The 13,121-nt window shown below is 55.6% G+C and carries 17 protein-coding genes; 5 read left to right on the top strand and 12 right to left on the bottom strand.

The window, feature by feature from the left end; all coding sequences use genetic code 11:
- Nucleotides 1-3: 3 nt before the first annotated feature.
- Both ACK4HN_RS05545 and ACK4HN_RS05540 read right to left on the bottom strand, forming a co-directional pair.
- Nucleotides 4-876, bottom strand: coding sequence for a 6-carboxytetrahydropterin synthase (locus tag ACK4HN_RS05545; RefSeq protein WP_409868749.1), 873 nt, complete (start codon nt 874-876; stop codon nt 4-6).
- Nucleotides 877-969: 93 nt separating this feature from the next.
- Nucleotides 970-2,025 (bottom strand): phytoene/squalene synthase family protein, encoded by a 1,056-nt coding sequence (locus ACK4HN_RS05540; protein ID WP_409877325.1) that lies wholly within the window; start codon nt 2,023-2,025, stop codon nt 970-972.
- 439 nt (nt 2,026-2,464) lie between these two features.
- On the opposite strand from ACK4HN_RS05540, the gene ACK4HN_RS05535 reads away from it, so the two are divergent.
- Nucleotides 2,465-3,115 (top strand): phosphorylase, encoded by a 651-nt coding sequence (locus tag ACK4HN_RS05535; RefSeq protein ID WP_409877324.1) that lies wholly within the window; start codon nt 2,465-2,467, stop codon nt 3,113-3,115.
- A gap of 28 nt (nt 3,116-3,143) precedes the next feature.
- Nucleotides 3,144-3,317 (top strand): hypothetical protein, encoded by a 174-nt coding sequence (locus tag ACK4HN_RS05530; protein WP_409868752.1) that lies wholly within the window; start codon nt 3,144-3,146, stop codon nt 3,315-3,317.
- On the opposite strand, the gene ACK4HN_RS05525 is transcribed toward ACK4HN_RS05530, so the two are convergent.
- Together ACK4HN_RS05525 and secG are read right to left on the bottom strand one after the other, a co-directional pair.
- Nucleotides 3,265-3,765, bottom strand: a complete 501-nt coding sequence (locus ACK4HN_RS05525) for an N-acetyltransferase family protein (RefSeq protein ID WP_409868753.1) — start codon at nt 3,763-3,765, stop codon at nt 3,265-3,267. The two genes, ACK4HN_RS05530 and ACK4HN_RS05525, sit on opposite strands and share 53 nt — an antisense overlap.
- A 23-nt stretch (nt 3,766-3,788) precedes the next feature.
- Nucleotides 3,789-4,022 (bottom strand): preprotein translocase subunit SecG, encoded by a 234-nt coding sequence (gene secG, locus ACK4HN_RS05520; RefSeq protein WP_409854098.1) that lies wholly within the window; start codon nt 4,020-4,022, stop codon nt 3,789-3,791.
- Between the two features lie 110 nt (nt 4,023-4,132).
- Here secG and ACK4HN_RS05515 point away from each other — a divergent pair, with 110 nt between their 5' ends.
- From ACK4HN_RS05515 to radA, 3 genes are read left to right on the top strand one after another with little or no spacing between them, the layout of a single operon-like run.
- Nucleotides 4,133-4,453, top strand: coding sequence for a phasin family protein (locus tag ACK4HN_RS05515; protein WP_409868754.1), 321 nt, complete (start codon nt 4,133-4,135; stop codon nt 4,451-4,453).
- Nucleotides 4,447-4,935, top strand: coding sequence for an FKBP-type peptidyl-prolyl cis-trans isomerase (locus tag ACK4HN_RS05510; protein WP_409868755.1), 489 nt, complete (start codon nt 4,447-4,449; stop codon nt 4,933-4,935). The genes ACK4HN_RS05515 and ACK4HN_RS05510 overlap by 7 nt, the downstream gene beginning before the upstream one ends.
- 7 nt (nt 4,936-4,942) lie before the next feature.
- Nucleotides 4,943-6,334 (top strand): DNA repair protein RadA, encoded by a 1,392-nt coding sequence (gene radA, locus ACK4HN_RS05505; RefSeq protein WP_409868756.1) that lies wholly within the window; start codon nt 4,943-4,945, stop codon nt 6,332-6,334.
- A gap of 9 nt (nt 6,335-6,343) precedes the next feature.
- Here the strand turns inward: radA and cobU are convergent, their stop codons facing one another.
- The 8 genes from cobU to ACK4HN_RS05465 form a co-directional block, all read right to left on the bottom strand.
- Nucleotides 6,344-6,889 (bottom strand): bifunctional adenosylcobinamide kinase/adenosylcobinamide-phosphate guanylyltransferase, encoded by a 546-nt coding sequence (gene cobU / locus ACK4HN_RS05500; protein WP_409868757.1) that lies wholly within the window; start codon nt 6,887-6,889, stop codon nt 6,344-6,346.
- Between the two features lie 6 nt (nt 6,890-6,895).
- Entirely contained in the window at nt 6,896-7,747 is an 852-nt protein-coding gene (locus ACK4HN_RS05495; RefSeq protein WP_409868758.1) for an ABC transporter permease, read from the bottom strand.
- A gap of 4 nt (nt 7,748-7,751) precedes the next feature.
- The gene (gene argF / locus ACK4HN_RS05490; RefSeq protein WP_409868759.1) at nt 7,752-8,666 is read right to left on the bottom strand and encodes an ornithine carbamoyltransferase; all 915 of its coding nucleotides are present in this window, start codon (nt 8,664-8,666) and stop codon (nt 7,752-7,754) included.
- 122 nt (nt 8,667-8,788) lie between these two features.
- A complete protein-coding gene (gene plsY / locus ACK4HN_RS05485) occupies nt 8,789-9,430 on the bottom strand; it encodes a glycerol-3-phosphate 1-O-acyltransferase PlsY (RefSeq protein WP_409868760.1) in 642 nt (213 codons plus the stop codon).
- 23 nt (nt 9,431-9,453) lie between these two features.
- Entirely contained in the window at nt 9,454-10,422 is a 969-nt protein-coding gene (locus ACK4HN_RS05480; protein WP_409853195.1) for a DUF3086 domain-containing protein, read from the bottom strand.
- The gene (locus tag ACK4HN_RS05475) at nt 10,412-10,816 is read right to left on the bottom strand and encodes a DUF3119 family protein (RefSeq protein ID WP_409868761.1); all 405 of its coding nucleotides are present in this window, start codon (nt 10,814-10,816) and stop codon (nt 10,412-10,414) included. The genes ACK4HN_RS05480 and ACK4HN_RS05475 overlap by 11 nt, the downstream gene beginning before the upstream one ends.
- A 4-nt stretch (nt 10,817-10,820) precedes the next feature.
- On the bottom strand, nt 10,821-12,233 hold the full coding sequence (locus tag ACK4HN_RS05470) for a hypothetical protein (RefSeq protein ID WP_409868762.1): 1,413 nt from the start codon (nt 12,231-12,233) through the stop codon (nt 10,821-10,823).
- A gap of 69 nt (nt 12,234-12,302) precedes the next feature.
- Nucleotides 12,303-13,007 (bottom strand): biotin--[acetyl-CoA-carboxylase] ligase, encoded by a 705-nt coding sequence (locus ACK4HN_RS05465; protein WP_409868763.1) that lies wholly within the window; start codon nt 13,005-13,007, stop codon nt 12,303-12,305.
- Nucleotides 13,008-13,121 lie beyond the last annotated feature (114 nt).

Here is a 13,121-nt window from a genome sequence, read left to right as displayed (position 1 = left end):
CGCCTAGACTCGCTCCAACACCGGCAGCGCACCACTGAGCACCCCATCCCGAGGGGGTAATTCTTCGCAGAGGATTTCGCAAGAGTTATTGGGACTCTCAATCAACTTCACCTTATGCAGCGTCGCCCCCAACTGGCGAATTGGCTCTTGCAACAACTGGGCAATGTAAATCGCGATATTCTCTGCCGTCGGCACCACCGTCGCAAAATAGGGAATGTCTTTATTCAAGAAGGTGTGATCCAAAGGTTCAATCACATGTTCCTTGAGGACTTCCTCAAGCTTGACCAAATCAACAACCATGCCTGTACGCGGATGGATGGCGCCCTTGACCGTAATCTCCACGTGGTAGTTGTGGCCATGGCCATGGGGACGGGCACACTTGCCATAGATGCGGCAGTTTTCTTCGTAGCTCAAATCGTCAAGGGCTAGGCGATGTGCCGCACTAAAGTGAGTACCAACAGAAAGGTAGGCTTCCATAGGGTCTCCTGTATAGTCTGCCCAAAGGCGGGGATGTTCCAACAGTCGAATGCGCACAAGGGGTAAATGGGGAGAGAGTCGATCCCAAATCACCCGCGCAATATGTTCAGTGGTCGGTAACGTGGCTTGAAACTCGGGCCACACCTCATTGAGGTAGGAAAAATTCAGGGGTTCAATGACTTCACGGCGAATGATGTGCTTGACATCCGATAGGTTCAACACCATGCCAAAGTCATCAACAACGCCCTTCATCGAAACAAACAACTCATAGTTATGACCGTGGCCAGGGAAGCGACTATGGACACCAAAGCGCGCTAAATTCTCCGCTTCAGACCATTCGGGTAACCAGTAGCGATGACTGGCGGCAAACTCAGCGCGGCGGTGAATAATACAATTCATGTCGGGTTATGAAGATTTGCAACAATTCAGCAGTCTCCCCCTATCCTAACGGATTCTGGTTCCCCCAACCATTGGCTTTTTTGGCATATTTGCCTAAAGTCCGCCCAGGATGAAAGGCTTCTGCCGCACTTGGCTAATCAGCCAGCGGAGGCCGTGGTTACTGAGGATAGACACTGGCCCCATCACCATGAGGGATTTCACCTCTGCACGACTAATTTTAACCACCCCCCCTGGTTGCAGCATCGCCGTCGAGTGAGTGAGTTCGCGCAGGGTGGCATAGGCAAATAGCAGCGGCAGCACGCAGAAGAGACGAATGGGAATCGCCGCCTTGGGCACCGATAGCAGGTAGGCTTGGGCTTCATCGAGATCATGCCAAGCTAGGGCAATCAATTCTTTAATGGCGGCATGATTTTGCTCAAGGTGCTCGGCACTGAGGATGGACTGATGACTGCTGCCTTGGAGCATTAGAGATTCATTGGGAATATAGATCGAGTTCTCGTGCTCCGCATCCCAAGCAATATCCTTGAGAATGTTCACGGTTTGCAGGGCTTCACCAAAGGCAGCACAGCGCTTGAGCAGCACTTGATATTCATCGGCACCAATACTGGGGGAATGCTCGTACCACAAATCCGTCAGGAGATAGCCAACGGTACCGGCAACGTAGTAACAGTACTCTTTGTATTCATCAAGGGTTTGAATACGGATGCCGTTGGGATACAGGTTAATAAATTTTTTCATCCCCTGCACCATTTCGCTGACCCAGCGTTGGACGTGCTGTTGGGACGTGAGGGGCAAAGAACGGTAGAGGGCAAAGACTAGGCCTGTGTTTTTCACCAGTTGCACATGGGCTGGTTCCCCCTGAACCCCCCGTGCGGTTTCACCATAACTATTGGCCAGCTTAGGACTCTCGAAACACTCCAGTAAATGATCTAATAGAGCGGTTTTCGCAGGGATACTAGCGACTGGGTCATCCTCAACGGTATCGGCAATGCGACAAATGAGATAGGCCACCAGAACCGCCCGACCCAAATTTCCGGGGAGGAAACGAATACTGAGGGCAAAGGTGCGCGAGACTTGGGGAAGTATCTCTTGGCAAAAGCGCTCAGCATCCTTGACGGAAACTGGGTTCTCCAGCACCAGTTGAATCATAGGGGCGTTCACTCCTACACGCATTGTTCGATAGTTGAGTCAATCCTCGACCGTTCCTCAGGCCAGCACTCTAGGGCAGTCAATTCACGATTCTCCGAAGAGGCCTCGCGATCGCAACCCCACAGGGGACAACTTCCACAAACAAGGATTGAGCAAAATCTATAGCTATCATACTCATTTTTGTTTGTCTAAGTGGCCTGTGACAGTTAGCGAGGTTGCCTGAGTTAAGCTGGGGGATAGCTCACCATTTGCCAGAACAATAGCATAGTCTTAACAACTAACAACGGTATCAGATTTGGCGGAAAATGCCTCTCATCTACGATAGCGGACGCTTGAGTGTGACACTCTTTCCATTGGTCAGTTTCTAAACTGCCCGCGATCAGGCTATCTAAAAGTCGAGACGTTAGCTAGTTTTAAGGTGTGTATGAGTCCATAATTGATGACTTCATGTCTTGTCCTTGTGCCCCAAGGGGCAGAATACCGAGCAGTCCAACGGCGATTACGGCACGCCAACGTAGCCATTCTTCCCCTGCGGGCTGGGTCAGCCGCTGTGACTACACCGGCCTTGATCACTGCCCTGAAGGTGTTGCCTGCAATGATTCTGGTTTTGGGGGTCTGTGGCGGCTTACATCCTGAGGATCGGGTGGGCGAAGTGGTGGTCTATACCACCTGTCAGGATGAAGAAGGGCAAACGTACTTTTTAGATCAGAGGCTATCGGCAAAATTGACACCCGCTTGGCGACGGGTCAGGGGTCTGACTGTGGCGGCGCCCCTTTCTCAAGCGCAGGAAAAACAGGCGTTAGCCGCTCGCTGGGGGGTAGAGGTGGTGGATATGGAGGGAGTGCCGCTGCTTGAGGCTTTAGGGGGAGTTCCAGTAGTGATGGTGCGAGTCATTAGTGATGGGGGCGATCGCGACCTACCCGATTTGAGTCAAGCCTTTGATTCGCAGGGGAATTGGCGGCCATGGCCCCTGGCGATCGCGATGCTCCGCAAGCCCCTAGCGGCGGCACACTTGATCCAAGGTAGCCTCAAAGCCCTTAAGGTGCTGGAAAAAATTGCTCCGGAGATTGTGCAGCAACTCAGTTGCTAGGATAAAGTTGGCCGGTGCGGGAAAGGTGATGGCGCAGCTCATGGGTCAAGTTTTGGGCGATCGCTATGAAATCCTGCAGGAGTGGGCCTCCAATTCTTGGCAGCAGACCTACTTGGCCTTGGATCGGTGGCGCGAGGAACAGGGGATGCTCAACCTCTTTCTCCCTGAGCGCTCCCAAGGGTCGTCAAGGCCTCATCGCTGAGGCGGCAGATACGCCAATCAGGCAAGACAGTCGCACCTAGGCGCTCATAGAATTGGATGGCAGGCCTATTCCAGTCCAGAACGCTCCACTCGATACGGCCATAGCCGCGATCCTTCGCCAGCCGAGCTAATACTTTCAATAGAGCCGTGCCCACCCCTTGGCGCCGATAGGCAGGCAACACAAACAAATCCTCTAGCCATAGGCCGGGGCGGGTGAGGAAGGTGGAGTAGGTGGGGAAAAAGAGGGCATAGCCAATGACTTGAGCCGTAGTTTCTGCTAAAAGCACCTCGGCATAGGGGCGATCGCCAAACAAATGCTGCCGCAGGGACTCCTCTGTACCCGTTACGGCGTGGCTCAGCTTTTCATAGGCGGCAAGGGCTTGGATTAGTTGAAAGATGATGGGGACATCTGCAGGCGTCGCTGGCCGGATCGCAAAGGAGAAAGACACGCCCACTCTACTAAAGTGAACGACTAAAGTGAACGCAGCCAACCCGCACTGAGGGCAACGGTGAGCGCCATAAACAACACCGTCAATGTCCAAGTGGCACGGTTAAGGGTTGTTTCGGCACTTCTGGTGCTGGTAAAAAGCTGCGCTTGACCGCCAATGCCCCCGAGGCCATCCCCCTTAGGACTGTGGAGCAACACTAGGACAATCAAACCAACGGCTGAAAATGCCCACAGACCCATGGCAATTTTTTCAATCATCCTCAACCTCGCTGGCAATGGGAATTTATACAACTTGACCTTTTTGTTCATCTTACCCCAAGCCTAGGCGGCAGTGGCACAATACAAGATAGGCGTTTTGAACGTGCCCCATGAACCAGCAAAATCTGCTTCAACAATTACTTTTGATTGGTGTCGGTACCACCTCCCTTGTGGCCGAGAAGTTGCGTCAAGTCAGTGACCAATGGGTGAAAGAGGGACGCCTCAATGCCGATCAGGCGAAGGGGATGGTGGATGACGTCCTTGCCCACCTCAAAGAGGATGCCGCCTCCCTCGATGAAGCGGTGCAACGCCAAACACGCCAGTTTTTAGAGAGCTTGGGGGTGCCGCAACAGTCAGAAATTGATGAATTGCGGGGACGCATTGATCGCCTTGAACGGGATGTGCGGGAGTTAAAGAATCGCCTATGGTAAGACAGCGGCTACAGCGAGATTGGGGCTGGTTCTTCTGTGGTATTGTCCTAGTGGTGGTATGGTTGGTGGCCGCGCCGATCGCGATCGCCAGTGTGCCCCAAGACGCATCAACGGAGGCAACTCAACTTATGGGAAATCCCAAGGTGGTGACCACCCCTTCAGGTTTGCAATACGCAGATATTCTTGTCGGCTCAGGGGCACAACCTCAAGTGGGCGATCGGGTGACCGTGCACTACACTGGCATGCTCAGCGATGGCCGTATTTTTGATAGCTCCCGCGATCGCGGTCAACCCTTCCAATTCCAAATTGGGGTCGGTCAAGTCATCAAAGGTTGGGATGAAGGGGTTGCCTCGATGCATGTCGGGGGTCAGCGGCGACTGATTATTCCCCCCAACTTGGGCTATGGGGCACGCGGTGTCGGTGGGGTCATTCCCCCCAATGCAACCCTGATTTTTGACGTTGAACTGTTGGCTGTGCAATAGGCAAGGGATGCCCAAGGCCAAGGTACTGTATGTCTGCCGCGAGTGTGGTGCAGAATTCCTGCAATACTTTGGCCGTTGTCCCAACTGTGGTCAGTGGAATACCCTTGATGAGCAGGTGGCTACCGCTGTAGAGACCACCCCTCGACGCGCCACCCTCCGAAAAGCCGCGACGCCCCAACCTCTTAGTGCTAAGGCCTTAGGCGAGATTAGCGAACAGGCGCAGCATCGTTCTTCCTCTGGATTTGCGGAGTTAGATCGGGTTTTGGGCGGTGGTATTGTCCCCGGCTCCCTTGTCTTGGTGGCCGGCGAACCGGGAATCGGCAAGTCCACCCTTTTATTGCAGATGGCGGCCACCTTGGGGCAACAGCAGCGGGTGCTCTATGTCTGTGCTGAAGAGTCCGCCCAACAGGTGAAATTGCGATCGCAACGCTTGGGGATGGCTTCCCCTCTTTCCCTCTACTTGTTGGCGGAGACAGATCTAGAGGTCATCCTGCAGGAACTCACCCATCTGCAACCCGAGCTGGCAATTATCGATAGCATCCAAGCGGTGTATCTGCCCCAACTCACTGCTGCCCCCGGATCGGTCTTCCAAGTGCGGGAGGGCACAGCGGCCTTGATGCGCTTTGCTAAGCGGCAGCAGATGAGTCTGTTTATTGTGGGGCATGTCACTAAGGAGGGGGCGATCGCGGGTCCTAAGGTGCTGGAACATTTGGTGGATACGGTGCTCTACTTTGAGGGCGATCGCTTTGCCAGTCATCGCCTTGTGCGTGCGGTCAAAAATCGTTTTGGGGCAAGTCAAGAGATTGGTGTTTTTGAAATGGGGGCACAGGGCTTAGCGGAAGTCACCAATCCCTCCGCGCTGTTTTTGGGCGATCGCGAGCCAACCCCCGGTACAGCCACCATTGTTGCCTGTGAAGGCACCCGTCCTCTGGTGGTGGAGTTGCAAAGTCTGGTCAGCCCCACCAGTTATCCCTCGCCGCGCCGCACTGCCACCGGCATTGAGTACAACCGCTTTTTGCAAATTCTCGCCGTCCTAGAAAAGCGCCTCGGTGTGCCCCTCTCGAAGCTGGATGCCTATGTGGCCGCCTCTGGGGGCCTGAATGTGGCGGAACCCGCCGCCGATCTGGGGGTGGCCGTGGCGGTTGTGGCGAGTTTTCGCGATCGCTGGGTACAGCCCCAGACAGTGATCATTGGGGAAGTGGGTCTGGGGGGACAAGTGCGAGCTGTGTCTCAGTTGGAATTACGGCTGCGGGAAGCCCTGAAACTGGGGTTTCGCCGGGCCATTGTTCCCGAAGGTCAAGGGGGGGCGATCCCTGGCCTCGAGATCTACCCTGTACGTCGGGTCACCGATGCCATTGTGGCCGCCCTTGCCCCGATCCCCTCTGAGGTATCCCCCTGACAAGGTGGTTTATTCTCGCCCGCGGAGGGGAATCCCCCATTGATGAAGGGGCAGCGCAAAGCCAGTCGTGACCAGATAAACTTCCGCCATTAACGGACTAAGGCGCTGACACAATTCACCTAGGCGATCGCGAAAACGGCGACCACTGGCATAGGCAGGCACGACCCCCCAGCCCACCTCTTCGGCCACAAAGATTAGCTGGGCAACACAGGCTTGCACACTCTCTAGGAACTCAACCACGGTTGCTTGCCATTGGTCGGGGGATTGGTCTAGACAATTGGCCACCCATGTTCCCAGAGAATCCACAAGGGCGCAATGGTGGGGGGGCAGCTCACGCAGCAGAGCCGCCAGTTCCAAGGGGCATTCTCGCACTTCCCACTCAGGGGGGCGACGGGCACGGTGCTGGGCAATGCGCTGCAGCCATTCTGCATCCGCTGGGGGGGCGATCGCCGTCGCAATGTAAATTACAGGTTGTTCACTTTGGGCGGCAAGGGATTCTGCCCACTCACTCTTGCCACTGCGACAGGGACCGGTCACCAAGAGATGATCTGGCATGGTTGGCTAATTGAAATGGCGGGGATCAAGGCGCTCTCCCAAGCCCTCGCCAAGCAGCGATAGCCCCACGACCAAAAGGGTCATGGCCAGTCCCGGAAAGAAGGTGGTCCACCAGATGCCCACCGATAACCCGTCCAAGGCCTGTCGCAGATCCTGCCCCCACTCCGGCACCTGCGGCGGCAACCCCAAGCCCAAGAAGCCCAATCCGGCCAAGGTGAGAATGGCATCGGCGGCATTGAGGGTAAAGAGCACTGGCAGACTGGGGAGTACGTTCACTAAAAGATACCGCTGCAAAATTCGCGGCGTAGAAGCCCCAAGGGCGCGGGCAGCTTCGATAAAGACCTCATTTTTTAGGCTCACGGTGTGGTTACGCACCACCCGATAGTACTGGGGAATGTAGGCGATACTGAGGGCGATTGCTGCATTGAGGACCCCCTTGCCCACCACAAAGGCCACTGTCACCGCCAGCAGTAGCCCCGGCAGCGTGTAGATCGTATCCATAAAAAACAGCAGCCCGCGATCCAGCCAGCCCCCTTGGTAACCACTCAGCAATCCCAAGGGCACTCCTACCCCTAAGCTCAAGAGTGTGGCTACAACGACCACCTGCAAAGCCGCTTGAGCCCCGAAGATCGTGCGGGAAAAGACATCATAACCCAAGCGATTTGTGCCAAACCAGTGCTGTGGCGAAGGCGGCGCCTGAATCGGAAAGTCAAGAAATTCTTGAGGATTGGCAATCCAGCCGAGGGCTTGACCCAAGGGAGCAAAAACCGCCAGCAGCAGAAAAGCCCCACAAATGACCGCCCCCACCAGCAATAACCGATCTGAGAGGCTAAATTTCTGCCAACGGTGGTAGAGCATCACCCTATCCCAAGAGACTGGCAAGGAGCGCCTTCTGGGCATGGAGACGGTTTTCCGCCTGCTCCCATACGCGCGATTGCGGCCCTTCAAGGACACTGGCGGTAATTTCCTCCTCACGGTGGGCCGGCAGGCAGTGGAGAACAATCGCCCGTGGATCTGCCAGGGCGAGGAGTTGGTCATTAATTTGGTAGGGCTGAAAAATGGGCTGGCGATCGCCCGCTTCGGCCTCCTGTCCCATACTGGCCCACACATCGGTGTAAAGGGCATGGGCACCCTTAGCGGCGACTTGGGGATCCGTGAGAACAGTCACTTCACTCCTACCGCCACTCAGTGCCTTGGCTTGCGCCACAATCTGCGGCAAAGGCGCAAACTGCGGTGGCGAAGCCACCCGAATATTCACCCCCAAGAGGGCACAGCCTAGGAGTAAAGAATGCGCCACATTATTGCCATCGCCAATGTAGCAGAGGGTCAATCCCGTCAACGTACCAAAGGATTCCCGTAGCGTCAGCAGATCCGCCAAAATCTGACAGGGATGCTCGCGATCGGTGAGGGCATTAATCACGGGTATCCGCGCATAGTCCGCAAACAGTTGCAGTTCCGCCTGACCATAGGTGCGAATCGCCACCGCATCCAAATAGCGATCCAATACCCGTGCGGTATCCGGCAGCGGCTCACCACGCCCCACCTGCGTGGATTGGGGATTGAGGTCAATGACTTGGCCGCCCAGTTGGTACATTGCCACCGTAAAGCTGACACGGGTACGGGTCGAAGCCTTCTGAAACAGCAGCCCCAAGACCTTGGGACACTGGGGAGCCACCTTACCGATTTTCATCTGTGCTGCCAAATCTAGCAGATACTCTGCCTCTGCCCGTGAAAGGTCAGCGATGCTCAGCAAATCACGCCCCCGCAGGGTTTCCATCACAAATCTCCCCACCAAAACTGGTATCCACTCATGGTAGCAAGCTCAGAGGCTTTCCAAATGTACAAATACAACCGTTCTCTCAAATATGGAGGGCAAACCAAAAGTGTTTTTTAACACAGCTATCCTTCCGAGATAGGGGTTCCCAAGCGTGGCTCTGTTCCTGCCAGCAGACGTTGGATATTAGTCTGGTGTCGCCAAATCACAAAGGCACCTGCAATCACACTAAAGCCAATAAACGGCCACGACTGGGTAAAGAACCAAAACCAGAAGGGTAAGGAGATAGCAGCCGTGATTGAACTCAGGGAGACGATGCGGCTGACCGCCAAGACCACTAGAAATACCGCAAGGGTGGCCAAAGCAGTGGGGGTATTGAGGGCAAGAAGTACCCCTAGACCAGTGGCAACAGATTTGCCGCCGCGCCAGCCTAACCAAACCGGCTTACTGTGGGCTAGAACGGCAATGAAGGCGATCGCTAGCAGCACAAATTCCAACCAACTGGCGGGTACTGTACTCCAAGATTGCCCCAAGACCCACCGCGCCAAGAGCACTGCCCCTAGTCCCTTGCCCACATCGACTAAAAACGTCACCAGTCCAGGGCCTTTGCCCACCACCCGCAGCACATTGGTTGCTCCCGTTGAGCCAGAGCCATGCTCCCGAATATCAATCCCCCGCAGTGCTTTCGCCAAGAGGTAGCCCGTGGGAATTGAGCCGAGCAGGTAGCTAATGAGCGCCAGTAGTCCAAGGATCAATACAGTGGTCACGGGAGCCTCCGAGGGGACTGGAATTACTCAAAGAAATCAGCACTACGGCTAGGACGCAACTGAGGTTCAGGGGCAAAGCCCAAGAGCAAGGGATATTGCAGCAGCGAAAGACTGACCTGAGGTTGGGAGTCATCAATGAGAATCAGGGGAATGTAGTCCTCCTGCTCAAGGCGATCGGCCCGAAAGGCCAAGGCATCCGCAGATTCAAAGAGTGCCACCCCCTGATCGGGGCCAAAGTCTTGACGACTAATCCCTAGGCAATCCTGCAGGCCGCGTCGCCAGTCCCCTAGGCGCTCAGGGGAGTCTGCCAAAACCAAAACCCGCAACATATCGCCATAGAAGTCCCGCAGGATCGAGATGATTGCCGAGGCAACAAGAATATTTTGCAGCCGACTGGGGAGCGATCGCAGGGCACCCCGTCCCCCCAGATCAAAGAACCAGCTTTCTACCCGCTCCGCGTGAATTTGCTCAAAGGTGCGTCGTAACTGCCAAGGGGGGCCATAGTAATTAGGGTGAGTGCGATACTGCTCTAGCAAACGGCGAATGCGATCTGCTTCCTCTTGAAATCCCTCATCGAGGACTAGCTTGGGGGGCGTTGCCGCTTTTTCGGCAGGGGCGGGGGCAGTTTCCGGAACCGCGGGCGGCGAGGGCAGCAATTCCATTTCCTCGACGGTGGCAGCCAACTCCTGCATACTCTTGACTAGAAACTCCTTGAACCCCTGCACCCGAATGGCGAGTTCTTGGGAGGCACCCACAAAATTGCGGCGTAGCTCCTGTTCGATGCGTTCCTTGCGCCGTTCTAGTTGCTCAATGGTAAGTTGCAGACTTTGTTGCCGCTCTTCAAGGGACTTCAAGTGCTCGTGAACAAGACGATGAAACTCAGCATCGAGGGCTTGAATTTCCGCTTTGAGCGCATCGCGTTGGGCTTTGAGGGCAGCCACTTCCTCTGGGGTGGGTTCAGCGGGGGCACTTGCCGTCAGGTCATCTGTCATTGCGAACCGTGGAAATAAAGGCTGTGCGTGGGCAGCGTTCTTGCAGGCATTGTACTAAAGTTTTGGCGTCAAACAGAATCGGCAAAAAATGGAGATTCTTCACTTCCCGAAAATAGAAGAGGATAGGAAAAGCAGGCCAAAAAACCTCCCAATGCTGCCATTGCTGATAGGGAAAGTGGCGAATCTGCTGGCTGCCGCGATAGACATCGAGAGCTGTTGCCGTAAACTCTAAGCGCAGGGTTGCCGCCTGGGCAACCAAAAATAGCGCAAAGAGCGAAAGGGGCAAGCCCAACCACCAGCGCAGCCACCACAGGGGCAGACTCAACAGCAGCAGCCCAAAAGGGACAGCAAATGAGGGTTGAAGGCGAACAGTGGCCAAGGAGGTTCCTTGCATGGGCTTACTCCTGAGGGGGCGTTGGTGTTTCTAATTGTGGCACATCCGCTACAGGGGGAGCCGTCTCTCGTTCAGTCACCTCAGATGCGGTGACCGCTGGGGTGGATTCATCGGCGGCAGAAGAGGGTTTGGAGGGCATGCGCGGGCTAACGAGGACAGCACGGGTGGAGCGTTCTGCTTTTTTGAAGGGATTTAGACGCTGCCAGAAGGGTTTTTGCGGCACGGGTGCTGCCGGGGTTGCCTCTTGAATGGCCTCAGGTGTAGTTTTTGGGGTCGGTTCCAGCGCAGCGGGCGTCTCTTCAGCAGCTTTCACTGTCGGCGCTGGCGTTGGCTCTGAAGCAGGAGCTGTTTCCTCGGTAACTTTCACTGTGGATTCTGGCGTTGGTTCGGGGGCAGCGGGTGTTTCCCTTGCCGGTTCAAGGGCCGGTGGGACTTCCTCTGCAGTGGATGTTGGTGCGGGTTCCTGGGCAAGGGGCACTTGGGAAGTGGGAGCAGGTTCCTCAACGCTAGGCGTTGGCTCTGGGGTAGGTTCGGCAGGCAGGTTGCTGGGGAGATCTGGACTGAGACTGCTTTGGAGATTTTTTGCCGCCAGTTCTCCTCGCAGTAGGCGCGAGAGGACATCCTTGCCCTCGGGTTGGTAGGTGACCAAGCGGGTAATGGGATTGTAGGGAGAGGGGATACGCTGGCCCTTGCCGTCCAGGAGTTCAAGGCGCACCCAGTTATCCCCTGGCTGCAGACCTGTGAGATAGTAGGCCTGCCAGCGATCGACCGTGAAGGATTGGCCATTGATCGTGCAGCGCACCTGCCATACCTTCTCATTGTTCAATTGCTGATCCAAGGGAAGATTGCTGAGATAAAAGTCGAGGAGCACTGGTTCGGCGCCATAGGTACCGCTGGGCTGATTGTAGGTGAGCAGGGGAAGACTGGCAGATCGAGTGTCCTCATCGGCGGTGTACAGATGAAAGGCAGTTTGGGCATAGGCAAGCGGATTCTTCAGGCTTTCACCCCAGGGATAGACGACAAAAGCCCGCAGGAGATGTGTCCCGGGCTCAAGGTTCGTAAATTCAATCGGGGTGCTCAAGTCATAGACACTGCGGCTGGGCAGATCATCGAGCACCACCTCTACATGGGGGCCTAACCCTGTGCGCGGATCCTGAAATAGGCGTAGCCCTTGCACACTCAGTTTGACAGTGACACTGCGGCTTTGCAGCGTTTGGTTGGCTTCGGGGGTGAGAATTTTCAGCCGTGGTTCATAGCGATCGAACCAATCTTTCATGTCTTCAATGGCTACAGGAGGAGCCACTTCTGCCAGCGCGCCACTGGATTTTGCCGCTGCAATGCCTCCCACTGACCACAGGAGAACGATGCTGAGAACGAAAGCGATCGCCCGTTGCCAATGAATCTGCCAACCCTTCATGCGCACCTCAGATGGTTGTCGTACCAAGAACCATTTTCGCAGACGGGCTGTCCACTTCCGCAATCTATTCTAGGGGGCGTAGATTACATGGCCACTGCTAAATTCGCGCACTTCGCCATTGCTGAGGCACACCTGCAATGTGCCGCGATCGCCAATTCCCACACCAATTCCCTGCCATATCTGTTCCCCTTGGACAAGCGTCAGCGATCGCCCCCGCAGGAAATCCCGTTCCGCCGCCACCCCTGCCCACTGTGGTTGTTGCCAGCACCAAAGGAGTTCAGCCCGAATCGCCGCCAAGAGTTCCAAGTCGGTGGGTACCGCTTCACAGGGATCAAGAAGGGTATGCAGACTCATGGCTTGGGGAAACCCCATCGCCTCAACATCAACACAACGGTTCAGCCCCACTCCCACCACCAACCAAGGGGAACGGCTTTCGCAGAGAATTCCTGCCAGTTTCTTGCCCTGAGCCATGACATCATTCGGCCACTTTAGTTGCAGATGGCGATCCACCGCTGGCCGCAGCCCACTCAGGGCGCGCATCACTGCTATCCCTGCTTGGACACTGGGCGCAACGATCGCTGGTGACTGCGGCAGGATAAAGGAGGCAGTCAACACCCCCTTGGGGGATTGCCAAGTGCGGTTGTACTGACCCCGCCCCCGTGTTTGTGCCTGCGTATAGATGACTTGCCCTCCATAGAGTTGATCGGCATGGTGCAATGCCCAAGTATTCGTGCTCTCACAGGTCTCTAGCCACACCAACCAAGGAAAGGCCATGGCGATGCCTACTTGGGTAATGAAACAGATGGCTCAAGTGACATACTCCCGACCCTCACGCTTCGCGTAGAGGGCGGGCTTCTCCAGTCTTTCGACCTTCGCGTTTTATAGTGA

Origin of the sequence: Thermosynechococcus sp. (assembly GCF_046299655.1) — a bacterium.
Taxonomy (GTDB): domain Bacteria; phylum Cyanobacteriota; class Cyanobacteriia; order Thermosynechococcales; family Thermosynechococcaceae; genus Thermosynechococcus.
This window is presented reverse-complemented; position numbering and strand designations above follow the sequence as displayed.